21 protein-coding genes are annotated in these 23,966 nt (G+C 56.0%); 4 read left to right on the top strand and 17 right to left on the bottom strand.

What is annotated here, in order from left to right; all coding sequences use genetic code 11:
• Positions 1-18 precede the first annotated feature (18 nt).
• The 3 genes from menF to ACOTWU_RS15715 all read right to left on the bottom strand — a co-directional run bounded on the left by menF (position 19) and on the right by ACOTWU_RS15715 (position 2,221).
• On the bottom strand, positions 19-1,314 hold the full coding sequence (gene menF, locus ACOTWU_RS15725) for an isochorismate synthase MenF (RefSeq protein ID WP_126498861.1): 1,296 nt from the start codon (positions 1,312-1,314) through the stop codon (positions 19-21).
• An 86-nt stretch (positions 1,315-1,400) separates the two neighbouring features.
• Complete coding sequence (gene elaB, locus ACOTWU_RS15720; RefSeq protein ID WP_017693006.1) at positions 1,401-1,706, bottom strand: stress response protein ElaB; 306 nt, start codon at positions 1,704-1,706, stop codon at positions 1,401-1,403.
• Between the two features lie 50 nt (positions 1,707-1,756).
• Complete coding sequence (locus tag ACOTWU_RS15715) at positions 1,757-2,221, bottom strand: GNAT family N-acetyltransferase (protein WP_126498862.1); 465 nt, start codon at positions 2,219-2,221, stop codon at positions 1,757-1,759.
• A gap of 71 nt (positions 2,222-2,292) precedes the next feature.
• On the opposite strand from ACOTWU_RS15715, the gene rbn reads away from it, so the two are divergent.
• Positions 2,293-3,210 (top strand): ribonuclease BN, encoded by a 918-nt coding sequence (gene rbn / locus ACOTWU_RS15710; protein WP_015572275.1) that lies wholly within the window; start codon positions 2,293-2,295, stop codon positions 3,208-3,210.
• A 64-nt stretch (positions 3,211-3,274) separates the two neighbouring features.
• Entirely contained in the window at positions 3,275-4,279 is a 1,005-nt protein-coding gene (locus tag ACOTWU_RS15705) for a chemotaxis protein (RefSeq protein WP_125321115.1), read from the top strand.
• Between the two features lie 164 nt (positions 4,280-4,443).
• Here the strand turns inward: ACOTWU_RS15705 and nuoN are convergent, their stop codons facing one another.
• The 14 genes from nuoN to lrhA form a co-directional block, all read right to left on the bottom strand.
• A complete protein-coding gene (gene nuoN, locus ACOTWU_RS15700; protein WP_015572273.1) occupies positions 4,444-5,901 on the bottom strand; it encodes an NADH-quinone oxidoreductase subunit NuoN in 1,458 nt (485 codons plus the stop codon).
• A 6-nt stretch (positions 5,902-5,907) separates the two neighbouring features.
• The gene (nuoM, locus tag ACOTWU_RS15695) at positions 5,908-7,437 is read right to left on the bottom strand and encodes an NADH-quinone oxidoreductase subunit M (RefSeq protein ID WP_003861498.1); all 1,530 of its coding nucleotides are present in this window, start codon (positions 7,435-7,437) and stop codon (positions 5,908-5,910) included.
• A gap of 170 nt (positions 7,438-7,607) precedes the next feature.
• Entirely contained in the window at positions 7,608-9,449 is a 1,842-nt protein-coding gene (nuoL, locus tag ACOTWU_RS15690) for an NADH-quinone oxidoreductase subunit L (RefSeq protein ID WP_126498863.1), read from the bottom strand.
• Entirely contained in the window at positions 9,446-9,748 is a 303-nt protein-coding gene (gene nuoK / locus ACOTWU_RS15685) for an NADH-quinone oxidoreductase subunit NuoK (RefSeq protein WP_003861496.1), read from the bottom strand. Before nuoK ends, nuoL begins: the two co-directional genes overlap by 4 nt.
• Positions 9,745-10,299 carry an NADH-quinone oxidoreductase subunit J gene (gene nuoJ / locus ACOTWU_RS15680; protein ID WP_006811379.1) on the bottom strand — a complete coding sequence of 185 codons (555 nt, stop codon included), beginning with the start codon at positions 10,297-10,299 and terminating at the stop codon, positions 9,745-9,747. The genes nuoK and nuoJ overlap by 4 nt, the downstream gene beginning before the upstream one ends.
• A gap of 10 nt (positions 10,300-10,309) precedes the next feature.
• The gene (nuoI, locus tag ACOTWU_RS15675) at positions 10,310-10,852 is read right to left on the bottom strand and encodes an NADH-quinone oxidoreductase subunit NuoI (RefSeq protein ID WP_003861491.1); all 543 of its coding nucleotides are present in this window, start codon (positions 10,850-10,852) and stop codon (positions 10,310-10,312) included.
• A 14-nt stretch (positions 10,853-10,866) separates the two neighbouring features.
• Positions 10,867-11,844 carry an NADH-quinone oxidoreductase subunit NuoH gene (nuoH, locus tag ACOTWU_RS15670; RefSeq protein ID WP_003861490.1) on the bottom strand — a complete coding sequence of 326 codons (978 nt, stop codon included), beginning with the start codon at positions 11,842-11,844 and terminating at the stop codon, positions 10,867-10,869.
• Positions 11,841-14,564 carry an NADH-quinone oxidoreductase subunit NuoG gene (gene nuoG, locus ACOTWU_RS15665; RefSeq protein WP_039270305.1) on the bottom strand — a complete coding sequence of 908 codons (2,724 nt, stop codon included), beginning with the start codon at positions 14,562-14,564 and terminating at the stop codon, positions 11,841-11,843. The genes nuoH and nuoG overlap by 4 nt, the downstream gene beginning before the upstream one ends.
• Before the next feature lie 54 nt (positions 14,565-14,618).
• Positions 14,619-15,956: an NADH-quinone oxidoreductase subunit NuoF gene (gene nuoF, locus ACOTWU_RS15660; RefSeq protein WP_003861487.1), complete on the bottom strand. Its 1,338-nt coding sequence runs from the start codon at positions 15,954-15,956 to the stop codon at positions 14,619-14,621.
• Positions 15,953-16,453, bottom strand: a complete 501-nt coding sequence (nuoE, locus tag ACOTWU_RS15655) for an NADH-quinone oxidoreductase subunit NuoE (protein ID WP_006176513.1) — start codon at positions 16,451-16,453, stop codon at positions 15,953-15,955. Before nuoE ends, nuoF begins: the two co-directional genes overlap by 4 nt.
• A 2-nt stretch (positions 16,454-16,455) precedes the next feature.
• Complete coding sequence (gene nuoC, locus ACOTWU_RS15650; protein ID WP_252049254.1) at positions 16,456-18,258, bottom strand: NADH-quinone oxidoreductase subunit C/D; 1,803 nt, start codon at positions 18,256-18,258, stop codon at positions 16,456-16,458.
• 89 nt (positions 18,259-18,347) lie between these two features.
• Complete coding sequence (nuoB, locus tag ACOTWU_RS15645) at positions 18,348-19,022, bottom strand: NADH-quinone oxidoreductase subunit NuoB (RefSeq protein WP_003861482.1); 675 nt, start codon at positions 19,020-19,022, stop codon at positions 18,348-18,350.
• Between the two features lie 15 nt (positions 19,023-19,037).
• Positions 19,038-19,478 (bottom strand): NADH-quinone oxidoreductase subunit NuoA, encoded by a 441-nt coding sequence (gene nuoA, locus ACOTWU_RS15640; protein ID WP_003861475.1) that lies wholly within the window; start codon positions 19,476-19,478, stop codon positions 19,038-19,040.
• 631 nt (positions 19,479-20,109) lie between these two features.
• Positions 20,110-21,048 carry a transcriptional regulator LrhA gene (gene lrhA, locus ACOTWU_RS15635; RefSeq protein ID WP_032102733.1) on the bottom strand — a complete coding sequence of 313 codons (939 nt, stop codon included), beginning with the start codon at positions 21,046-21,048 and terminating at the stop codon, positions 20,110-20,112.
• Between the two features lie 937 nt (positions 21,049-21,985).
• Between lrhA and alaA the strand changes: the two genes are divergently transcribed.
• Together alaA and yfbR are read left to right on the top strand one after the other, a co-directional pair.
• Positions 21,986-23,200 (top strand): alanine transaminase AlaA, encoded by a 1,215-nt coding sequence (gene alaA / locus ACOTWU_RS15630; protein ID WP_003861471.1) that lies wholly within the window; start codon positions 21,986-21,988, stop codon positions 23,198-23,200.
• A gap of 117 nt (positions 23,201-23,317) precedes the next feature.
• Entirely contained in the window at positions 23,318-23,917 is a 600-nt protein-coding gene (gene yfbR, locus ACOTWU_RS15625) for a 5'-deoxynucleotidase (protein ID WP_003861468.1), read from the top strand.
• Positions 23,918-23,966 lie beyond the last annotated feature (49 nt).

Genomic DNA, 23,966 nt, shown 5'->3' with positions numbered 1-23,966 from the left:
GGATTGCACGAATCAGTATTAATCCCTTAGGAGAAGGGAACGCAGCCCGGCGGCCTTGTTTTCGATCTCCTGCCACTCCTGCTCCGGATCGGAGCCGCTGACGATGCCCGCCCCCGCATAAAGACGCAGCGCAGCGTCGTGAACGCGGGCGGAGCGTAATGCCACACAGAATTCGCTTTGATCGCGCGATAAATAGCCCGCCGACCCGGCGTACCACTCCCGGTCAAACGGCTCCACTTTCGCAATAAATTCTCGCGCCGCCTGTCGCGGCAGCCCGGCCACCGCCGCCGTCGGTTGCAGAATATGCAGGCACTGCTCGTCGTCAGGCTGTTTAAGTTCGGTCCAGATACAGCGACGTAAATGCTGCACCTTGCGCAGACGCAGCACCTGCGCAGGCAGGATCTCCAGCGTCCGGGTATGGTGCTGAAGACGCTGGCAGATATCTTCCACCACCAGCATATTTTCCCGCTGATTTTTGTCGTCATTCATCAGCCAGTCGCCCAGACGCTGGGCCTGCTTATCGTCAGAATGGCTGGCGACGGTGCCTGCCAGCGCTTCAGTGCGCAGCAGCGTGCCGCGTCGCCGCCACAGGCGTTCAGGCGTCGAGCCGAGGAACGCGTTTCTGGCGTCAAAGACCATACAAAAATGATAGCAGTTGAGGTTTAGCGCGCGGCTGGCAGCCATCAGCGCGATGGCATTCACGGACTGCTGGCAATGCACGTCTGTAGCACGTGCGAGGACCACTTTCTCAAAATCGCCGCGAGCAAGGGTATCCGTCGCCTGACGAATCAACGCCAGCCATTCCGGTTTTTCCGGATGATGGGTTTCCTGCACAATCTGCACGGACAACGGGCGGATCGGCGCGGCGTCGCGCAGGTTATCGACAAAATTCAGCGCCTCACGGGCCTCTTCCCGCAACGACGTTTCGCTCCACAGTTGCAGACGCAGCGTGGCGACCCCGCCAGACCGTCGCCAGAGAAGGCGCGGTAAAAACAGCTTGCCCTGCGCCGGGTTGAAGGCGTTCAGGCCGCAGATACGGGTGTCATTGGCTACGTCGTGGGTGTGCAAAAACCGCGAGGCCGAGGCCAGAGAATCAAAATGGGCGAGGCTTCCGAGCGCGGCAAGTTCTTCATCGCCGCTGCGCTGTTGCCAGTAAAACTGAGGATAGCATCGCTGCACACCGAGCCAGGCCAGCGGATCGAAGGCGTCGTTTAACGGGAAAGAGACATCGAAATGGCGTAAACCGGGTGTAGCTGGCAATGCTTGCGCAAGCTGAGTACGCAGGCTTTGCAGCGCGAGGAAAATCGAGTGCACGCGAACCTCTCCCTGTTAAAGCCTTATATTATACGGGGTACTGACGATAAATAGCAGTACCCACGTGTAGGGAGTGGTTTACCGGCTTAACGACGGGCTAACAGCAGACCCAGCACCAGCCCTACGGCCGCACCGACCCCAATGCCCTGCCACGGTTTTTCATGCACATAATCGTCAGCACGATAAACCGCCTGCTTGGCGCGGTAGTAGTAATTGTCGGATGCGTTACTGACGCGGTTTTTCACGTCATGCAGCGCCTGCTCGGCGCGGGCTTTGAGCTCAATGTACTTCTGATCGGCAGGATCGCCTGAAGAGCGCAGCACTTCTTCCAGCGTTTCGCTTAGCAGCGTCAGGTCGTCGTCGACTCGGGTATCCCAGGATTGAAATGACATATTTTTCTCCATGTTAGTACACCAGTCCGGTAACTATAGACAACGTATTGCTATTGCGCCTGTTTCGCTTCGCGTGCCATGCCGATGTGTGGGATGCCGTCTTCGTCGTAAATGTCCGTGACCGGGGTAAAACCAAAATGGCCATAGAATGATTGCAAATGCGCCTGCGCGCCCAAGTATAACGCCTTGTCCGGCCACTGTTTCTGGCATGCGTCCAGCGTTTTTTCCATCAGCTGATAGCCCAGCTTTTCACCGCGCGCGCGGCCGCTGATAATGACGCGGCCAATGACGACAGGGTCAAAATCCTCTTCGCTTTTCAGAATCCTCGCATACGCCACCAGCTCGTTATCGCGCCAGCCGAGGATGTGCCGGTTCTCGCCGATCAGGTCATCGCCGTCGATATCCTGATACGGGCAGGTTTGTTCAACCACAAAGACTTCGCAGCGCAGTTTGAGCAGGGCGTAGAGCGATTGCACGGTCAGTTCGCTGTGGTGTAGATCTTGCCACTGGATCATGTGTTTCTCCTTCCTGGGGTTCATCACGTTATACTAAACCCCTTCCCATTCGGCAAAGGGCTGATTGCGTTATGGAACTGATTTTTCTGGGTACGTCCGCCGGGGTGCCAACCCGCTCACGAAACGTGACGGCGATTCTGCTGGATCTTAAGCATCCTACCCGCGGTGGGCTGTGGCTGTTTGACTGCGGCGAGGGTACGCAGCATCAGCTGCTGCATACCTCCTACCACCCGGGGAAAGTGGATAAAATATTTATCACCCATCTGCACGGCGACCATCTGTTTGGCCTGCCGGGCCTGCTGTGCAGCCGTTCGATGGCCGGTAACGCTAACCCGCTGACCATTTATGGCCCCGCGGGTATTCAGGAATTCGTTGAAACCACGCTGCGCCTGAGCGGCTCGTGGACCGATTATCCGCTGGAGGTGTTAGAGATCGGCGAGGGTCTGGTGTTCGATGACGGAGATTACCTGGTGCGCGCTTACCCGCTTAACCATCCGGTGGAATGCTACGGCTATCGCGTTGAGGAGCATGACAAGCCCGGGGCGCTGAACGCCGCCGCGTTGCAGGCCGATGGGGTGAAACCAGGCCCGCTGTTCCAGCGTCTGAAGCACGGCGAGACCGTCACGCTGGAAGACGGGCGCGTCATCAACGGTCAGGATTACCTCGCCCCACCGCAGCCGGGCAAAAAACTGGCTATTTTTGGGGATACCGCCCCCTGCCCTTCGGCGCTCAGGCTTGCCAGAGGTGTAGATGTGATGGTGCATGAGGCTACGCTGGAAGCGGCGATGGAAGAAAAAGCCAACAGCCGGGGGCACAGCTCTACGCGTCAGGCGGCGCAGCTGGCACGTGAGGCTGGCGTCCGGAAACTGATTGTTACTCACGTCAGCTCACGCTATGACGTCCGCGGCGCTGAAAGCCTGCTGGCAGAGTGCCGGGAAGTATTTCCGGCATGCGAGCTGGCGGAAGATTTTGCTCAGGTCAGCGTTTAGTCCTTCATTTTTCCCTCAGCGTGCCGATAACGATTAAAAGGCCAGCATTTCTCTTGAGGATAGAATGGATAATTTCCAGAAAGATATTGATGACAGGGCAAACCTGACCCTGTCCAACCGTTTTGAACTGTTGCTGTTCCGTCTTGGCACCTCTCTGAACGAAAATAAATCCGAGCTGTTCGGCATCAACGTATTCAAATTGCGCGAAATTGTGCCGATGCCGACCTTCACCAAACCGGCGGGAATGAAGTCTCCGCTGATGGGGATGGTGAACATTCGTGACCAGGTGATCCCGGTGATCGATCTGGCCGCCGTCGCCGGCTGCAAACCAGCCACCGGGCTGAACATCCTGCTGATCACCGAATATGCCCGCAGCGTGCAGGCGTTTGCCGTGGAATCGGTGGAAAACATCATGCGTCTGGACTGGAAGCAGGTGCACGCCGCGGAAACCGCCGTCAGCGGTCGCTACATCACCAGCATTGCCTGTCTGAACGAGAAGACCGATACCAACGATCTGGCGATGGTGCTGGACGTGGAGCAGATCCTGTACGACATCACCCCGGCGAACCACGATCTGCACGCCACCCATCTGGAAACCACCAAATTCAACATCAAGCCTGGCTCTGTCGCGATTGTTGCAGAAGATTCAAAAGTAGCGCGCTCAATGCTGGAGAAGGGATTGCAGGCGATGGAGATCCCGGCCCAGCTGCATATCACCGGCAAAGACGCATGGGAGAAAATCACTCAGCTGGCCGCGCAGGCACAGGCCGAGGGCGTTCCCGTTACCGATAAGATTGCCCTGGTATTAACCGACCTCGAAATGCCGGAGATGGACGGATTTACGCTGACGCGCAAAATCAAAACCGACCCGGTACTGAAAGATATTCCGGTGGTGATCCACTCGTCTCTTTCCGGCAACGCGAACGAAGATCATATTCGCAAAGTGAAGGCGGACGGCTATGTGGCGAAGTTTGAGCTGAACGAGCTGTCGTCGGTGATTGAAGAGGTGCTGGACCGCTCGATGAAGAAGATTGAAGGGCCGTTGATTAGCCGCAAGCAGCTGGCTTAGTCGGGTGGCGCTACGCTTACCCGATCTACAGGACCCGTAGGCCCTGCAAGCGTAGCGCCGCTGGGCATGTTTTACTCTGTGCGGGCTGGTGCCCTCACCCCGGCCCTCTCCCACGGGGAGAGGGAGAAAACAATAAAAAACCCGCCGAGGCGGGTTTTTTGTTTTTACATCAGCGGCATCGCGCGCTGCACGATATCAATCAGCGGCTGCGGATAGATACCGAAGATCAGCACCAGCAGCGCGGAGATGAGCACCACAATGCCCCCCGCGCTGTACTGCCAGTTAGACGGCGCATCGCGGTTGAGCTGCTGAGGCGCGCTCAGGTACAGGCTCACCGCTACGCGCAGGTAGTAGTAGAGACCAATCGCGGAGCCGATAACGACACCCGCCGTCAGCCACCACAGACCCGCCTGCACACCGACGGCCAGCACGTAGAACTTACCGATAAAGCCCAGCGTCATCGGGATACCCGCCAGAGAGAGCATCATCACGGTCATTACCGCAGACAGAATCGGACGGTGCCAGAACAGACCACGGTAGGAGAACAGGGAATCCGCATCCGGGCCACGGTACGGGCTGGACATCAGGCTCACCACGCCGAACGCGCCGAGGCTGCTAAACAGGTAACCGGCCAGATAGACGCCCACAGTTTCCATCGACATCTCACCGCTTTGCAGCGCAATCAGCGCCACCAGCAGGTAACCCAGATGGGAGATAGAGGAGTAGCCCAGCAGACGCTTGATGTTGGTCTGGCTCAGCGCCATCAGGTTACCGAAGATGATGGACACGAACGCGATAATGCCCAGCACCACGCGGACCGCTTCGCTGTCACCCACCGGGGCGTACAGGAACAGACGCATGACCACACCGAAGATAGCGATTTTGCTCGCCGTCGCCAGGAAGGTCGAGACTGGTGCAGGGGCACCCTGGTATACGTCTGGCGTCCACAGGTGGAACGGAACCAGTGAGAGTTTAAAGCCAAGGCCAACAATCATCATGCCCAGACCCGCCAGCAGCAGCGGCTCATGCATCATGCCGTCGCCAAGGCTCTTACCGAGCGCCATGAAGGAGAGATTACCCGTCTGTGCGTACAGCAGCGCGATACCAAACAGCAGGAACGACGACGCGGCAGCAGACAGGATCGTGTACTTGATTGCCGCTTCCAGAGAGCGCTTCTGGCGGAAAGCGTAACCAATCAGGCCGAACAGCGGGAGTGAGATCAGCTCAATACCGAGGAACAGCGCGGCCAGGTGGTTCGCGTTCGCCAGCAGAATACCGCCCAGTGCGGCAATCAGTACCAGCAGGTAAAACTCTTCTTTGTTGTCGTTGTAACCTTCGAGCCACGGGTACGCAAAGGTACAGGTTGCCAGGCTCGCCAGCAGCACCAGACCGGTGTAGAGCATGGCGTAACCGTCAACGCGCATCAGCGGCGTGACGTCCATCGCTCCCGCCTGGCCAACAAACCAGAGGGAAACTAACGCAGCGTTCAGACCCAGAACGGACAGGGTCGCATTCAGGAAGTGATTGCGTCGCCACGCAATGGAGAGCATCACAACCACCACCGTCAATCCGACGATCAGCAGCGGTAGCAGCGCGATCAGTTGTTGTGGAGTTATTGTCATGGCGAATTACGGCCTTGTAGTAGAAGCAGAATTAACAAACCACTGCTGGATGTTACCCATCGCGGAGTGCGAGGTATCCAGAATCGGCTGCGGATAGAAGCCCAACAGCACCAGCAGTACGACCAGCAGCAGGATGATGAACAGCTCACGCAGCGACATCCCCGGCAGTTCTTGTGCAGCAATTTCACTCTTCGCTTTACCGAAGTAAGCGCGGTGCAGCATCGCCAGCGAGTACACGGAGGCAAATACCAGACCAAAGGTGGAGATGACGGTGATCGTCGGTACCACGTTGAAGCTGCCGAACAGGATCATAAACTCGCCGACGAAGTTACCGGTACCCGGCATACCCAGAGTCGCCACCGCGAAGAACATGGAGAGCGCCGGCAGCCATTTCATTTTGCCCCACAGACCGCCCATCATACGCATGTCGCGGGTATGCAGACGTTCGTACAGCTGACCACACAGGATGAAGAGACCGGCAGCGGACAGGCCGTGCGCAATCATCTGGATCACCGCCCCCTGGTACGCCAGCTGGCTGCCGGTGTAGATGGCAATCAGCACGAAGCCCATGTGGGAAACGGAGGTATAGGCAATCAGACGTTTGATGTCGTACTGCGTGAAGGCCATCCATGCACCGTAGAAGATACCGATCACGCCCAGCCACATGGCAATCGGCGCGAACTCTGCGGAGGCGTTCGGGAACAGCGGCAGGGAGAAACGCAGCAGACCGTAGGCCGCCGTTTTCAGCAAGATACCCGCCAGGTCAACGGAACCCGCCGTTGGCGCCTGAGAGTGCGCGTCCGGCAGCCAGCCGTGCAGCGGTACGACCGGCATTTTCACCGCGAAGGCGATGAAGAAGCCGAGCATCAGCAAGTATTCCACGCCGTGGGACATCGGGGTCTTCAGCAGATCTTCGTAGTTGAAGGTCCAGACGCCGGTCGCATTGTAATGCACGAATACCAGCGCCAGGATGGCAATCAGCATCACCAGACCACTCGCCTGGGTGTAGATGAAGAACTTGGTGGCCGCCGTGATACGCGTTTTACCGTCGGATGCCTTGTGGCCCCACAGCGCGATCAGGAAGTACATCGGCACCAGCATCATCTCCCAGAAGAAGAAGAACAGGAACATGTCGATGGCCAGGAACACGCCGATCACGCCGCCCAGGATCCACATCAGGTTCAGGTGGAAGAAGCCCTGGTATTTTTCGATTTCTCGCCAGGAGCAGAGTACCGCCAGAACGCCGAGCAGACCGGTCAGCACCACCATCAGCAGCGACAGACCGTCAATCGCGAGGTGGATCGTAATACCGAAACGTGGGATCCACGGCAGAATGAACTCAGACTGCCACTGCGGAAGGCCCGCGGACTGGGTCAGTGAGTAGCCACCCTGCAACCAGAGTTGCAGACCAAGCGCGAGCGTCAATCCCATGGTGATCAGCGCGATCCAGCGCGGCATCTTCACGCCAAAGCGTTCGGTCTGCCAGCACAGGAAGCCGCCGATGAAGGGAATTAATATTAGCCAGGGTAGTAACATGGCGATTTTTATTCCTTGTTAAAGTCCCTCAGGGACCGATTTTCAACGAATTCGACAAAATTCACGTTTGAGTGCGGGGCCTTTTGCCCGGTGGCGCTTCGCTTACCGGGCCTACGGTCCGTAGGTCGGGTAAGCGCTAGCGCCACCCGACAATCCCCGCTAACTCAAAATCAACGCAACACCATCAGCAGCGCCAGTACGACAACCGCACCGATGCTCATGGACGCCACATACCAGCGCAGATAACCGTTCTCGCTGAACAGCAGGCCTTTACCTGCAAAGCGAGAGAGGATCGCCGGGATATTCATCAGGCTGTTCAGTGGATCGCGCTTCAGCAGCCACGCAATGCCCAGGAACGGCTTCACGAAGATCATGTCGTACAGCCAGTCGAAGCCCCATGCGTTGTACCACCAGGTGCCCAGCAGACGGCCCGGCGCGCTGTTGGCAACGGCTGTCACCAGCGTGCGTTTACCCAGCCACAGCCATGCGGCAATCAGGATGCCCGCGATAGCCACAACGCCGGAGGTGATTTCAAGCGTCAGAACGCGACCGTGCTCAAGCTCGGTTGTCGCCGGCAGTACGCCCTGCAACGGTGGCACAATCATCGCGCCAACGAAGGTGGACAGGACCAGCAGCACAATCAGCGGCAGGTGGTGGGTAATCCCCTTCCCTGCGTGAGCGTGAATTTGTTCTTTACCGTGGAAGACGATGAAAATCATACGGAAGGTGTACAGGGAGGTCATAAACGCACCGATCAGACCCGCAACCATCAGATTGATATGACCATTCGCCATGGCGCCCGCCAGGATTTCGTCCTTACTGAAGAAGCCTGCGGTGATCAGCGGCAGTGCCGCCAGCGCCGCTCCGCCTACCAGGAAGCAGACATAAACCAGCGGGATGGACTTACGCAGTCCGCCCATTTTGAAGATGTTCTGCTCGTGGTGGCAGGCCAGAATCACCGAACCGGATGAGAGGAACAGCAGCGCTTTAAAGAACGCGTGCGTCATCAGGTGGAAAATGGCCGCGTCCCACGCCTGAACGCCCAGCGCCAGGAACATGTAACCAATCTGGCTCATGGTGGAGTACGCGAGAACGCGTTTGATGTCGGTCTGCACCAGCGCGGCAAAGCCTGCCAGCACCAGCGTAACCGCACCGACAATACCCACCAGATGCAGAATTTCCGGGGTCATCAGGAACAGGCCATGGGTACGCGCAATCAGGTAGACACCGGCGGTGACCATGGTCGCGGCGTGGATCAGCGCGGAGACAGGGGTTGGACCCGCCATCGCGTCGGCCAGCCATGTCTGCAACGGCAACTGCGCGGATTTACCCACAGCGCCACCCAGCAGCATCAGCGTTGCCCACCACAGCATGTTGTTGCCTGCTTCGAAGTGCGCCGGCGCCAGTTCCACCATTTCGCGGAAGTTTAGCGTGCCCAGTTCGTTGTAAAGAATGAACAGCGCGAAAGCGAGGAACACGTCACCCACGCGGGTCACGACGAACGCTTTCATGGCCGCTGCGCCATTCTTCGGATCGGTGTAGTAGAAACCGATCAGCAGGTAAGAACACAGACCCACGCCTTCCCAGCCCAGATACATCAGCAGCAGGTTATCGGCCAGCACCAGAACCACCATGCTGGCGATAAACAGGTTGGTGTAGGCGAAGAAGCGGGAGTATCCCTCTTCACCGCGCATGTACCAGGAGGCGAACATGTGGATCAGGAAGCCGACGCCGGTGACCACGGAGAGCATGGTCAGAGACAGACCATCCAGCACCAGGTTGAAACCGATGTTGAAGTTACCGACCGACATCCAGTTCCACAGCGGTACGCTGTAGGCCTGACGTCCATTGTTAAAGAAGTCGATACCCGCATACGCTGTGACCAGCGCAGCCAGGCCGATAGAGCCAATGCCCACGGTGGCAGACAGATTCTCAGACCAGCGGCCGCGAGAAAACGCCAGCAGCACGAAGCCAATCAGCGGAAAAATAATGGTTAAGGCAAGCATGTTCATCCACGCAACTCACTTACTGAATCGATGTTCAGGTTCTGGCGGCGACGATGGAGCTGTAGCAACAGCGCCAGGCCAATACTCGCTTCAGCAGCCGCGAGGCTGATGGCGAGAATGTACATCACCTGACCATCGGTCTGGCCCCAGTAGCTACCGGCGACCACAAAGGCCAGCGCGGAAGCGTTGATCATGATTTCAAGACCGATCAGCATAAACAGCAGATTGCGGCGGATAACCAGACCGGTTAAGCCCAGAACGAATAAAATCGCAGCGAGGATCAGTCCATGTGTTAAGGGGATCATGCGCGTTCCTCCGTTTTTCTTTTCGCGCGGTCGTCAGTGCGGTTGCTCAGCACCTCGCCAGCACGCTCTTCGCGGCCAACGTGGAAGGCCACAACCAGACCCGCCAGCAGCAGCATTGAGGCCAGCTCAACCGCCAGAACGTACGGACCAAACAGGGTAATACCCACGGCTTTCGCGCTGATTGGCGTCCCGTCGATACCCTGGTCGTTGACGCCCAGAATGGCGTAAACAATCACCGCCAGCATGATGGCCGACAGAATCGCCGGGCCAATCCACACCTGTGGTTTTAACCACTGACGTTCCTGCTCAATTTCAGAGCCGCCCAGGTTGAGCATCATCACCACGAACACAAACAGCACCATGATGGCCCCGGCGTAGACGATGATTTCCAGCGCACCAGCGAAGTGCGCGCCCAGCGCAAAGAACACCCCGGAAATAGCCAGCAGCGAAATGATTAAATACAGCAGCGCATGCACCGGATTGGTGTGCGTGATCACTCGCAGCGTAGCCAGGATGGCGATAAGGCCACAGATATAAAAAGCGAATTCCATTGCCCTCTCCTTACGGTAACAGGCTCTTGACGTCGATAGGCTTAGCTTCGTTCTCTGCTTCGCCTTTATCTTTGCCGTCGATTGCCATACCCGCCATCCGGTAGAAGTTATATTCCGGGTATTTGCCCGGACCGGAAATCAGCAGATCCTCTTTCTCGTACACCAGATCCTGACGCTTGTACTCACCCAGCTCGAAGTCTGGAGTCAGCTGAATCGCCGTGGTTGGGCACGCTTCTTCACACAGACCGCAGAAAATGCAGCGTGAGAAGTTGATGCGGAAGAACTCAGGGTACCAGCGGCCGTCTACCGTCTCTGCTTTTTGCAGAGAGATACAGCCCACCGGACACGCTACCGCACACAGGTTACAGGCAACGCAACGCTCGGAACCGTCCGGGTCGCGCGTCAGCACGATACGTCCACGGTAGCGCGGCGGCAGATATACCGGCTCTTCCGGGTACATCCGGGTTTCGCGTTTGGCAAACGCATGCAGGCCGATCATCCAGATACTGCGTACCTGAGTGCCGAAACCTACCAATAATTCTTTTAAGGTCATGATCTCAAAGCCCCTTATGGCTGCTGCCAGAGAATGACAGCCGCCGTTACCAACAAGTTGACGAGCGTCAGCGGCAGGCACACTTTCCAGCCGAAGGACATTACCTGGTCATAACGCGGACGCGGTAACGCTGCGCGAATCAAAATGAACATCATCATGAAGAACGCGGTTTTCAGCGCGAACCAGATGAACGGCGGTAAGAACGGGCCATGCCAGCCACCAAAGAACAGCGTTACCATCAACGCGGAAATGGTGACGATACCGATGTACTCGCCCACGAAGAACAGACCGAACTTCATACCGGAATATTCAATGTGGTAACCGTCGGCCAGTTCCTGTTCGGCTTCTGGCTGGTCAAACGGGTGACGGTGACACACCGCCACGCCCGCGATGGCAAAGGTAATAAACCCAAAGAACTGCGGGATAACGTTCCAGATGTCGGCCTGGTTGTTGACGATGTCGGTCATGTTAAATGAACCGGCCTGCGCCACCACGCCCATCAGGGAGAGCCCCAGGAACACTTCGTAGCTCAGCGTCTGCGCGGAAGCACGCATCGCACCCAGCAGCGAGTATTTGTTGTTACTGGACCAGCCTGCGAACAGCACCGCGTAAACCGCGAGGCCTGCCATCATCAGGAAGAACAGAATGCCGATGTTCAGGTCAGCCACCACCCAGGTCGGGCTGACCGGAACGATAGCAAACGCCAGCAGCAGCGAGGTGAAGGCAATCATCGGCGCCAGCGTAAAGATCACGCGGTCCGAGAAGCGCGGAACCCAGTCCTCTTTAAAGAACATCTTGATCATGTCCGCGACCAGCTGGAGTGAACCACCCCAGCCCACGCGGTTCGGTCCGTAACGGTTCTGGAACAGACCGAGCAAACGACGTTCACCAAAGCTCATGAACGCGCCGCAGGTGACGACCACCAGCAGAATCACAACCGCTTTCAGAATGCTCAGCAGGATGTCGATAAGATCCGGCGTTAACCAACTCATGCTTTTGCCTCCTGAAGGTTATCAAGATGCGCACCCGCCAGGACCGGCGCGATGCCAGGCATACCCATCGGCAGACCCACCTGCCCTGCTGACAGGCGTTCAGAAATAATCAGCGGCAGGCTGATTGTCTGGCCGTCGTAGCTAAAGGCAATGTTCGCACCCGCGTTAACGCCAAGCTTCGCGGCATCCGCCGGGTTGAGCTTGATGTACGGCTGCGGCATACGCTGCTGGAATACCGGAGAACGCTGGGACATTTCGTCGCTACCGAACAGATGGTAGTACGGTGCAATACGCCAGTGACCTTCCTGCGCCTGGAAGCTCGCCGGAACGGTGGTGAAGAAGTCCAGACCGGTTTCGGAGGCTTCAATCAGACGCACGCCCGGATCGCCGTGGCGCAGGTGACCGCCCACTTCAGCCTGGAACTTGTTCCATGCCTGCGGGGAGTTCCAGCCCGGTGCCCATGCAAACGGGATTTGCGAACGCGGCGCAGACGGCTGGTTGTTCCCTTCCATCGAGAAGGCAAACATGGTGTCTTTGTCCTGCGGCTGACGCGGTTCGTGCACGCTGATGTTGGCGCGCATCGCGGTACGACCGCTGTAGCGGTGCGGCTCACGCGCCAGTTTCTGGCCGCGAATGCGGAAGCTTGCGTCAGGCGCGGCGTCTTTAATACCCGCCAGCTGAGGCAGTTTCTCAACAACCGCGTCGATAACGTGGTCGAGCTGCGTCCAGTCCACTTCACGGCTCTGCACGGTGCTGTGCAGAGAGTGCAGCCAGCGCCAGCTTTCCAGCATCACGGTGTTGCTGTCGTAGTAGGCCGGGTCATAAACCTGGAAGAAACGCTGGGCGCGGCCTTCGTTGTTGATCACCGTCCCGTCGCTTTCTGCGAAGCTTGCCGCAGAGAGCACGAGGTGCGCTTTGTCCATGATCGCGGTGCGCTGATGGTCGATAACCATCACCAGCGGCGCTCTGGAGAGCGCGGCGTCAACGCGAGCGGCAGAAGCATGGCGATGCAGGTCGTTTTCCAGCACCACAACGGCGTCAGCGGCACCGGATTCCAGTTCGCTTAACGCGTCTTCCAGCGAGCCGCCGCCAATCATACCCAGACCGATGCTGTTCACCGCACGGGCAATCATGGTCACACCGACGTCAGCGCCGCGGCCCTTCAGGGCTTTGGCAACGTTCGCTGCGGCCTGAATGATTTCAGCGCTACCGGCGTTGGTACCGGAAATAATCAGAGGTTTCTTCGCCCCCGCCAGCGCCTGAACAATCACGTCGACCTTGTTTTGCAGGTCGCGATCCAGTTCAACGGCCGGCGAGTTGCTGTCCAGCGCGTGGGCAATGGCAAAGCCGAGACGCGCCTGATCTTCAACCGGCGCGCAGTAGGTCCACGCGGCGATATCGTCCAGACGGGTGTTGTCGACGTTAGTCACAAACAGAGGATGCTTCGCGCGCTGGCCGATGTTAAGGATGGCCGCAATCTGCCAGTCAGCCACTTTCTGCGCCGCTGCCATTTCACGTGCTTTACCTTTCACCGCCTGACGAACCGCCAGGGCAGCGCGGGCGCCGGTCTGCGTCAGGTCTTCACCCAGCACCAGAACCGCATCATAGGATTCGATTTCGCGCAGCGCAGGCGTATGAATGCCGCCTTCACGCAGCACTTTCAGCACCAGCTGGAGACGTTCCTGCTCGCCATGGGCGATACCGGTGTAGAAGTTTTCCGCCCCAACCAGCTCGCGCAGCGCGAAGTTGCTTTCGATGCTGGCGCGCGGGGAACCGATGCCGATCACTTTCTTCGACTGACGCAGAATATCTGCCGCGCCCTGCATCGCCTGCTCAGCGTTCAGGGTAATGACGTCATCGCCACGGCGCTGAACCGGCTGACGCGGACGGTCTTTCAGGTTCACATAGCCATAGCCGAAACGACCGCGGTCGCAGAGGAAGTAGTGGTTAACGGTACCGTTGTAACGGTTTTCGATACGACGCAGTTCGCCGTAACGTTCACCCGGGCTGGTGTTACAGCCAAGGGAGCACTGCTGGCAGATGCTTGGCGCAAACTGCATGTCCCATTTACGGTTGTAACGTTCAGAGTGGGTTTTATCCGTGAATACGCCGGTCGGACAGATTTCTACCAGGTTACCGGAGAATTCGCTTTCCAGCGTACCGTCTTCCGGACGACCGAAGTAGACGTTGTCATGCGCGCCATATACGCCCAGATCCTGTCCGTCTGCATAATCTTTGTAATAACGCACGCAGCGGTAGCAGGCGATGCAGCGGTTCATTTCGTGAGAGATGAACGGCCCCAGATCCTGGTTACGGTGGGTACGCTTGGTAAAGCGATAGCGACGGAAGCTGTGACCGGTCATGACGGTCATATCCTGAAGGTGGCAGTTACCGCCCTCCTCACACACCGGACAGTCGTGCGGGTGGTTGGTCATCAACCACTCCACCACGCTTTCGCGGAACTGTTTGGCTTCTTCGTCATCAATCGAAATAAAGGTGCCTTCGGCGGCTGGCGTCATACAGGACATCACCAGGCGACCACGCGTGTCTTCCGCGTTTTGATATTGCTTCACCGCACACTGGCGGCAAGCACCGACGCTGCCCAGCGCCGGATGCCAGCAAAAGTACGGAATATCGAGGCCAAGAGACAGACAAGCTTCCAGCAGGTTGTCCGCCCCGTTGACTTCGTATTCTTTGCCGTCTACATGAATCGTAGCCATTAGCATGCTTCCAGTTGGCTCGGCCGAAACCGAGCGTTAATCAAAATTCTGTTTTTACCAGCGCGCTTTCAGCAGGTTCGGCTGAATACCATTGATCGAATGGGTATTGCTGAACGGCTGCTTGATGCCTGCTTCGAATTCGTCGCGGAAATATTTAATCGCGCTTTGCAGCGGCTCGACGGCGCCCGGTGCGTGGGCACAGAAGGTTTTACCCGGCCCTAAGAATCGACACAGTTGCTCAAGTGTCTCGATATCGCCAGGCTGGCCTTCGCCACGTTCGATAGCACGCAGGATCTTCACGCTCCACGGCAGACCATCACGGCACGGTGTACACCAGCCGCAGGACTCGCGGGCGAAGAACTCTTCCAGGTTACGCACCAGGGATACCATGCCGATCTCATGGTCGACGGCCATCGCCAGCGCCGTACCCAGACGGCTGCCTGCTTTACCAATGCTTTCGAACTCCATTGGCAGGTCAAGGTGGGCTTCGGTCAGGAAGTCCGTCCCTGCCCCACCCGGCTGCCAGGCTTTGAATTTCAGGCCATCGCGCATGCCGCCGGCGTAGTCTTCAAGAATTTCGCGTGCGGTGGTGCCGAACGGCAGCTCCCAGACGCCAGGGTTCTTCACGCGACCGGAGAAGCCCATCAGCTTGGTACCGGCATCTTTGCTTGAGGAGATGCCCTGATACCACTCCACGCCGTTCGCGAGGATCGCCGGGACGTTGCACAGGGTTTCGACGTTGTTGACGCAGGTCGGTTTACCCCACACGCCGGAGCTTGCCGGGAACGGTGGCTTGGAGCGCGGGTTCGCGCGGCGGCCTTCCAGGGAGTTAATCAGCGCGGTTTCTTCACCGCAGATATAACGCCCGGCACCGGTGTGCACGAACAGCTCGAAGTCAAACCCGGTGCCCAGGATGTTTTTACCCAGCAGACCGGCTTCAGTGGCTTCGGCAATCGCGCGACGCAGGTTTTCAGCCGCTTCGATGTATTCACCGCGCAGGAAGATATAGCCACGGTACGCTTTCAGCGCGAACGCGGAGATCAGCATGCCTTCCACCAGCAGGTGCGGCAGCTGTTCCATCAGCAGGCGGTCTTTATAGGTACCCGGCTCCATTTCATCGGCGTTACACAGCAGGTAACGGATGTTCATGGATTCATCTTTCGGCATCAGGCTCCACTTCAGACCGGTGGAGAAGCCCGCGCCGCCGCGGCCTTTCAGGCCAGACTCTTTCACCGCGTTAACGATGTCGTCCGGCGCCATGCCGCCAAGGGCTTTACGCGCGCCGGCATAGCCGTTTTTGCTCTGATATTCGTCGAGCCAGACCGGCTGTTTGTCATCACGCAGACGCCAGGTCAGCGGATGCGTCTCAGCAGTACGAATTACAGTTTTCATTTGTACTGCTCCAGCAGGTCAGGAATCGCTTCCGGCGTCAGATGGCTGTGAGTGTCCTCATCAATCATCATGGTCGGCCCCTTGTCGCAGTTACCCAGGCAGCAGGTTGGCAGCAGAGTAAAGCGTCCGTCGAAGGTGGTCTGGCCCGGCTTGATATTGAGTTTCTTCTCAATCGCAGCCTGAATGCCCTGATAACCGGTGATGTGGCAGACCACGCTGTCACAGTAGCGGATCACATGGCGGCCTACCGGCTGACGGAAGATCTGGCTGTAGAACGTGGCTACGCCTTCTACGTCACTTGCCGGAATGCCCAGCACTTTTGCGATCTCGTAGATCGCCCCATCCGGCACCCAACCACGCTGTTTCTGTACGATTTTCAGCGCTTCAATGGACGCCGCACGCGGGTCTTCGTAGTGGTGCATCTCGTGCTCAATGGCGGCACGCTCTGCTTCACTCAGCTCAAAAGCCTCGGTTTGTGGTTGTTGATTCTCGTGCATAATTAGCGGTCCACATCTGACATAACAAAATCGATACTACCCAGATACACAATCAGGTCGGAGACCAGACTGCCGCGAATGGCGGCCGGGATCTGCTGCAAGTGCGCGAAGCTTGGCGTACGCACGCGGGTGCGGTAGCTCATGGTGCTGCCGTCGCTGGTGAGGTAGTAGCTGTTGATACCCTTGGTCGCTTCAATCATCTGGAAGGATTCCTGTGCCGGCATGACCGGGCCCCAGGAAACTTGCAGGAAGTGGGTGATCAGGGTTTCGATATGTTGCAGCGTGCGCTCTTTCGGTGGCGGCGTCGTCAGCGGGTGATCCGCCTTGAACGGGCCTTCCGGCATGTTGTTGAGGCACTGCTCAAGGATGCGCAGGCTCTGGCGCAGCTCTTCCACTTTCAGCATCACGCGGGTGTAGCAGTCGGAAACGCCGCCGCCAACCGGGATTTCAAAGTCGAAGTTCTCGTAACCAGAGTAAGGACGGGCTTTACGCACGTCGAAATCAATCCCGGTCGCACGCAGGCCAGCACCTGTGGTTCCCCACTCCAGCGCTTCCTTCGCGCCGTAGGCAGCAACGCCCTGGGAACGGCCTTTCAGGATGGAGTTACGCAGCGCGGCTTTCTCGTAAGACGCCAGACGTTTCGGCATCCAGTCGAGGAATTCACGCAGCAGACGGTCCCAGCCGCGCGGCAGATCGTGCGCCACACCGCCGATGCGGAACCAGGCCGGGTGCATACGGAAACCGGTAATCGCTTCCACCAGATCGTAGATTTTCTGACGGTCGGTAAAAGCGAAGAAGACCGGCGTCATCGCGCCGACGTCCTGAATGAACGTGGAGATGTACAGCAGATGGCTGTTAATACGGAACAGTTCAGACAGCATCACGCGAATCACGTTAACGCGATCCGGGACGGTGATGCCTGCCAGCTTCTCAACGGCCAGCACGTATGGCATTTCGTTCACGCAGCCGCCGAGGTATTCGATACGGTCGGTGTACGGAATGTAGCTGTGCCAGGACTGACGCTCGCCCATCTTCTCGGCACCACGGTGGTGATAGCCGATGTCAGGCACGCAGTCGACAATCTCTTCGCCATCAAGCTGAAGAATAATACGGAATGCACCGTGCGCAGAGGGGTGGTTTGGACCGAGGTTGAGGAACATGAAGTCCTCGTTTTCGGTGCCGCGCTTCATGCCCCAGTCTTCCGGCTTGAAGGTCAGCGCTTCCATCTCCAGATCCTGCTTGGCTTTGGTCAGCTCAAACGGGTCGAATTCGGTGGCGCGTGCCGGGTAGTCTTTACGCAGCGGGTGGCCGGTCCAGGTCTGCGGCATCATGATGCGCGTCAGATGCGGGTGACCGTCGAAGGTCATGCCGAACATTTCCCAGGTTTCACGCTCGTACCAGTTGGCGTTCGGGAAAAGTTTGGTGATCGTCGGCAGATGCATGTCGTTTTCAGACAATGCCACCTTGAGCATGATATCCGTGTTGCGGTCTATTGAGATCAGGTGGTAGAAAACGGAAAAATCCGCAGCAGGGAGACCCTGGCGGTGCGTTCTCAGACGTTCGTCCATGCCGTGTAAGTCAAACAGCATGACGTAAGGTTTTGGCAATTTCTTGAGGAAATCGACAACTTCCAGTAATTGCTCACGCTTCACCCAAACAACGGGTACCCCGGTGCGGGTGGCCTGAACAGTAAAGGCATCCGGCCCAAAACGGTTGCGCAGTTCGCCAATGACGGGGTCATCGAGATGATCCCGGGTCTGCCAGGCGGCTTCTTGCGCGGTTAAGTCGGTCATATTGATCACCATTGCAAATGGTCCGTGGTGACTGTTAAGCCTGGCTTCGCGCTATTTGAGTAGTGATATGCGAAGGTGTTCTCCAGGCCCACAGGCGCAAATTAAATTTCGTCAGGCGTACGCAGGTTGGTGACGGCAATACGTTCACCACGTTTACGCTCGCGCTCAGACTGCATGTTCGCGCGATAGACACCCTGATCGCCAACAACCCATGAAAGCGGGCGGCGTTCTTTACCAATTGACTCCTGGAGCAGCATCAGCGCCTGCATATAGGCCTCTGGACGCGGCGGGCAGCCCGGGATGTACACATCCACCGGAATGAACTTATCAACGCCCTGCACAACGGAATAAATGTCGTACATACCGCCGGAGTTTGCACATGCGCCCATGGAGATAACCCATTTTGGCTCCAGCATCTGGTCATAAAGACGCTGAATAACCGGTGCCATCTTGGTAAAGCAGGTCCCGGCCACCACCATCAGGTCAGCCTGACGTGGAGAAGCACGCAGTACCTCGGCCCCAAAACGCGCAACGTCATGCACCGCAGTGAATGACGTCACCATTTCAACGTAGCAGCAAGAAAGGCCAAAGTTGTATGGCCAGATGGAGTTCTTACGACCCCAGTTGACCATGTCGTGCATGGCATGTTCGAGCTTGCCCATGTACACGCTTTTGTTGACTTCTTGCTCCAGGGGGTCGGTTACGATCTCCTGTTTTTGCAGGGGGTAACGGTCATTCTCACCGTTAGGATCTATGCGGGTGAGCGTATAATCCATCTTATTGCCTCGCTGTTACTGCTGACGATTAGAGATACTGTTTTCCGGGTTGATGTGTTCACGGCGTGAACGCACAGGTGTCCAGTCCAGCGCGCCAATACGCACCAGATAAACCAGACCGGCCAGTAACACTAAAATGAAAATTGCGGCCTCGACAAAGCCCACCCAACCACTTTCGCGAATGGAGGTAGACCACGCGAAGAGGTAAAGCGCTTCCACGTCAAAAATGACGAAGAACATGGCTACCAGGTAGAACTTGGCAGACAGGCGTAAGCGAGCGGTACCTACTGAATCAATACCTGATTCGAAAGGTGTGTTTTTGTGCCTTGCGCGGGCGCGACCGCCCAGGAACCAGCCGCCGACTAACATCAGGCAGCACAGGCCAATGGCTACAATAAGAAAGATTGCGAATGCCCAGTGATGAGCGATGACTTCTGTGGATGTTGACATACTCATTGCTTACTCATCAAAAGTGATACCGACGACACTGCTCTTGCTGGCAGATGGGCATCACATCGATTCATGGGGAGGAACAAAATAACCTTACACTAACTGTCAGAAATGAGACATAGACAGCAAAATGATGGGGTTTTTTACTCCTTTCTATAACCTTTTGTCAACTTTAACAAAGGTTTCTTCACATTAAATTACAACGTGCGATTCTCATTAACATTTGGTGCCCTTTAACCCTGGTGGGTACATGACTTTCCGTCAAATGCATCTTGTTGAATCGTGTCCGTTTTGGAAGTAAAAAAAATAACCCTCCTATTTTGACAGGATTTGCCAACGATTCCTCCCCCCAAATGGGAGTATTTTCTTGATCTGAGACACGCTTTTGTTAATTCAATCAAAAAAACAGCAACATATTTCCTGTTTTTTTAACATCGGCGGGGTATGAGGTAAGTTAGAACAGGTATTGTTTACATCTTAACCAAAAACATTTTCTGCATTGATAAATAAGCGTTATTTGCTTTATCCCTGCTCCGTTCACGGTTATGAATAGCAAAAAAAACCACTCGCAGGAAAAAATCATGCGAGTGGCTCTTTTTTGCACTTACATTTTGTTACGAGAATTTTGAGGGAATGATCACTCAAAATCCCCTTCCACGATCAGGGAGTCGTCCCCTCCTTCGGGAGTAACAGGCGCGTACTGCCATGGATTGTGGTAGTTTTCCATTGCCTCGAACACCACTTTTGCCAGCTCGTTGTTGCTGGCGGCGTTATGGCACAGCAGGTACTCCGTATCCGGCAACGACGGGAGTCCCTCGGATTGACCCAGCACACGCAGATCGGGGCTCATCATCTCCACCGGACGGGCCGTTACGCCAAGCCCGGCCTTCACCGCCGCTCGCACTGCGGGCAAGGTTGACGCCACGTACGCCAGGCGCCATGGAATACTGGCTTCGTTGAGCGCAGCCAGCACCATATCGCGGAACGGACTCGGATCGTCCAGCAGGACCAGGGGTATCGGCTCACCTTTCTGCAATACATACTCCGCGGCACAGTACCAGTGCGTTGGAGAAGTACGCAGCGTCAGGCTGTCAAACTGGCCAGGTCGATGCGTGGTGACCACCAGGTCAACCTCGTTTTCTTTCAGCATCTCAACCATGAAGGCATTGCGTTTAACGCTAACGTCCAGGGCAAGCTTCGGATAAACCGAGCTAATTCGGTTGAGAAGGAAGGGTAAAATGGTATCTGCTGATTCATCTGACGCCCCTAATGTTAACACTCCCTGAAGGTTGCTAAACATTAATGACATACAGGCTTCATCATTAAAGCGCAGTATCTTTCTGGCATAACCCAGAAGCTGAATACCATGTTCTGTTAAAAGCTTATTACGTCCATGACGCGCAAAAAGCTCTTTACCAACCAGTTGTTCCAGCCGCTGCATTTGCTGACTCACGGCGGACTGGGTACGGCAAACGGCGGCAGCAGCTGCTGCAAAAGTGTTGAGATCGGCGACCGCAACAAACGTTCTCAGCAGATCGAGGTCGAGATTCATTATCGGACGATTTGCATTTATCATATCTTTTCACTTTCAGGTTGCTCGTGCGGAGCTGCCCGGGTTGAAGCTGTGTGTAACAGTTAAGCAATTCCTTCTGAAGAGTTTCCCTCGCATCCCGGCCCGGCAGACTGCCTGACAGATAGTTATTGTACTGCGGTATATCACCAGTCAGAAATCACGTTTCATGACGTTATTTTTATTCTCTTGCGTCCAGGATATTTCGTTGTTTGCAGGTCGATGTTAATACCATAAAGAGTAAGACATGTTTTCTGCCATCTATATCGCAGCGTTGGCAACGTAGCAAGATGTGACTTACCCAATCAGCCAGAGATAATTTTAACAATAACAATCGATTAATACAGGAAAGCAGTATCCGATATACGTAACAGGCCTATCGCTATGCTGCATTCCCGAAACACATCTTAACCCAAATCCACTATATTTATAAGTCTTATTGCAATATTAAGGATTTACCGCCAATGATAAGCAACTACACTCTTTTTATTAAAATTAACGAAAGTTGCATTTTCGTCGTTAATAATAAATAAAGTTTAATTTAGATTCAGGCCATTCATTAATAACCCTTAACATTAATTTCACATGAGTAACTTTTAACCTGGCTTTGCTAATATGGCAATCGGTATCTTAGCATTCAGGTTTTACGAATGGTCACTCAGGGGGACTAATGCATCAGCCCGAATCGTCTTTTTATTTATCCCAGAATAATATTCATCTTTATATGAAATTTTTAGCACAAACAACCCAACCCCCCTCTTTATCACGATAAATTCAGGCACAAAATCACTCCGTCGTTAGAGTAAGCGATCACCGCGGCATTGCCCGGTTGGACGAAATCTTCTTCTGTGCGCCCTTCAAAACGAAGCGCGGTGGGAGTACATTGTTCCGTGCTCACTTCCACGGCAGGAAGTTGCAATAATAGCGAAAAGGTTAAAGGTTCATGTCCCCTATCGAAAAATCCAGCAAGCTCGACAACGTCTGTTACGACATCCGTGGCCCGGTACTCAAAGAGGCAAAACGCCTTGAAGAGGAAGGCAATAAGGTTCTGAAACTCAACATCGGCAACCCCGCGCCATTTGGTTTTGAAGCGCCGGATGAGATCCTGGTGGATGTGATCCGTAACCTGCCCACTGCACAAGGCTACTGCGATTCAAAAGGGCTTTATTCCGCCCGTAAAGCCATCATGCAGCACTATCAGGCTCGCGGTATGCGCGACGTCACCGTTGAAGATATCTACATTGGCAACGGTGTCTCGGAGCTGATCGTTCAGGCGATGCAGGCGCTCCTGAACAGCGGCGATGAAATGCTGGTTCCTGCCCCGGATTATCCGCTGTGGACGGCTGCGGTGTCCCTGTCCAGCGGTAAAGCGGTGCACTACCTGTGCGACGAATCCTCTGACTGGTTCCCGGATCTGGATGATATTCGTGCCAAAATTACCCCGCGCACCCGGGGTATCGTGATCATTAACCCGAATAACCCGACGGGTGCGGTCTATTCAAAAGAGCTGCTGATGGAGATCGTCGAGATCGCCCGCCAGCACAACCTGATCATCTTTGCCGACGAGATTTACGACAAGATCCTGTACGACGCGGCGCAGCACCACTCTATCGCCGCGCTGGCGCCCGATCTGCTGACGGTCACCTTTAACGGACTGTCTAAAACTTACCGCGTTGCCGGTTTCCGTCAGGGCTGGATGGTACTGAACGGTCCGAAAAAACATGCGAAAGGCTACATTGAAGGGCTGGAGATGCTGGCATCCATGCGTCTGTGCGCCAACGTACCGGCGCAACATGCGATCCAGACAGCACTCGGCGGCTATCAAAGCATCAGCGAGTTTATCGTTCCAGGCGGCCGCCTGTATGAACAGCGCAACCGCGCATGGGAATTGATTAATGATATTCCGGGCGTCTCCTGCGTGAAGCCTAACGGCGCGCTGTACATGTTCCCGAAAATCGACGCGAAGCGCTTCAATATTCACGACGACCAGAAAATGGTGCTCGACTTCCTGTTGCAGGAAAAAGTGCTGCTGGTTCAGGGGACGGCGTTTAACTGGCCGTGGCCGGATCACGTGCGTATCGTCACCCTGCCGCGCGAAGACGATCTCGAGATGGCCATCAGCCGCTTCGGGCGCTTCCTCTCCGGGTACCATCAGTAACGCTGACTTTCCGCCGGGTAGCGCTGCGCTTACCCGGCCTGCAACATCCGCAAATTTGCATCTTCCCTCCCCTCCCCGCACAATGAAGTCTGTCGCAGTGAAGACATAAGGTAACCTATGAGTCAGAGTCATTTCTTTGCCCACCTCTCCCGCCTGAAACTCATCAACCGCTGGCCGCTGATGCGCAACGTGCGTACTGAAAATGTGTCTGAGCACAGTTTGCAGGTTGCCATGGTCGCGCACGCGCTGGCCGCGATTAAAAACCGCAAATTCAACGGGCAGGTGAATGCCGAACGTATCGCCCTGCTGGCGATGTATCACGATGCATCGGAAGTGCTGACCGGGGATCTGCCTACGCCGGTGAAATATTTCAACTCGCAGATTGCCCAAGAATATAAGGCCATTGAGAAGATTGCCCAGCAGAAGCTGATCGACATGGTGCCTGAAGAGCTGCGCGATATCTTCGGGCCGCTGATCGATGAGCATCAGTATACGGAAGAGGAGAAATCCCTGGTTAAGCAGGCCGATGCGCTGTGCGCCTACCTGAAGTGTCTGGAAGAACTGTCCGCCGGGAATAACGAATTTTTACTGGCAAAAACGCGTCTGGAAAAAACGCTGGAATCTCGTCGCAGCGAAGAGATGGACTACTTTATGCGCGTGTTTGTGCCGAGCTTCCATTTGTCGCTGGATGAGATTAGCCAGGATTCGCCACTCTGATTTTCGCCCAGCGGCGCTGCGCTTGCAGGGCCTACGGGGTTGTAGGCCG

The organism is Enterobacter cloacae complex sp. GYL001, from assembly GCF_049237125.1.
Classification (GTDB): domain Bacteria; phylum Pseudomonadota; class Gammaproteobacteria; order Enterobacterales; family Enterobacteriaceae; genus Enterobacter; species Enterobacter hormaechei_C.
This window is presented reverse-complemented; position numbering and strand designations above follow the sequence as displayed.

What these genes read in the sequence shown, in the direction of transcription:
- elaB (WP_017693006.1), bottom strand. Translation starts at nt 1,706, where the DNA reads ATGTCATTTCAATCCTGGGATACCCGAGTCGACGACGACCTGACGCTG.
- nuoN (WP_015572273.1), bottom strand. Translation starts at nt 5,901, where the DNA reads ATGACAATAACTCCACAACAACTGATCGCGCTGCTACCGCTGCTGATC.
- ACOTWU_RS15705 (WP_125321115.1), top strand. Translation starts at nt 3,275, where the DNA reads ATGGATAATTTCCAGAAAGATATTGATGACAGGGCAAACCTGACCCTG.
- lrhA (WP_032102733.1), bottom strand. Translation starts at nt 21,048, where the DNA reads ATGATAAATGCAAATCGTCCGATAATGAATCTCGACCTCGATCTGCTG.
- nuoE (WP_006176513.1), bottom strand. Translation starts at nt 16,453, where the DNA reads ATGCACGAGAATCAACAACCACAAACCGAGGCTTTTGAGCTGAGTGAA.
- nuoB (WP_003861482.1), bottom strand. Translation starts at nt 19,022, where the DNA reads ATGGATTATACGCTCACCCGCATAGATCCTAACGGTGAGAATGACCGT.
- nuoK (WP_003861496.1), bottom strand. Translation starts at nt 9,748, where the DNA reads ATGATCCCCTTAACACATGGACTGATCCTCGCTGCGATTTTATTCGTT.
- yfbR (WP_003861468.1), top strand. Translation starts at nt 23,318, where the DNA reads ATGAGTCAGAGTCATTTCTTTGCCCACCTCTCCCGCCTGAAACTCATC.
- nuoC (WP_252049254.1), bottom strand. Translation starts at nt 18,258, where the DNA reads ATGGTGATCAATATGACCGACTTAACCGCGCAAGAAGCCGCCTGGCAG.
- nuoL (WP_126498863.1), bottom strand. Translation starts at nt 9,449, where the DNA reads ATGAACATGCTTGCCTTAACCATTATTTTTCCGCTGATTGGCTTCGTG.
- nuoM (WP_003861498.1), bottom strand. Translation starts at nt 7,437, where the DNA reads ATGTTACTACCCTGGCTAATATTAATTCCCTTCATCGGCGGCTTCCTG.
- nuoG (WP_039270305.1), bottom strand. Translation starts at nt 14,564, where the DNA reads ATGGCTACGATTCATGTAGACGGCAAAGAATACGAAGTCAACGGGGCG.
- rbn (WP_015572275.1), top strand. Translation starts at nt 2,293, where the DNA reads ATGGAACTGATTTTTCTGGGTACGTCCGCCGGGGTGCCAACCCGCTCA.
- ACOTWU_RS15715 (WP_126498862.1), bottom strand. Translation starts at nt 2,221, where the DNA reads ATGATCCAGTGGCAAGATCTACACCACAGCGAACTGACCGTGCAATCG.
- nuoH (WP_003861490.1), bottom strand. Translation starts at nt 11,844, where the DNA reads ATGAGTTGGTTAACGCCGGATCTTATCGACATCCTGCTGAGCATTCTG.
- nuoF (WP_003861487.1), bottom strand. Translation starts at nt 15,956, where the DNA reads ATGAAAACTGTAATTCGTACTGCTGAGACGCATCCGCTGACCTGGCGT.
- alaA (WP_003861471.1), top strand. Translation starts at nt 21,986, where the DNA reads ATGTCCCCTATCGAAAAATCCAGCAAGCTCGACAACGTCTGTTACGAC.
- nuoI (WP_003861491.1), bottom strand. Translation starts at nt 10,852, where the DNA reads ATGACCTTAAAAGAATTATTGGTAGGTTTCGGCACTCAGGTACGCAGT.
- nuoA (WP_003861475.1), bottom strand. Translation starts at nt 19,478, where the DNA reads ATGAGTATGTCAACATCCACAGAAGTCATCGCTCATCACTGGGCATTC.
- nuoJ (WP_006811379.1), bottom strand. Translation starts at nt 10,299, where the DNA reads ATGGAATTCGCTTTTTATATCTGTGGCCTTATCGCCATCCTGGCTACG.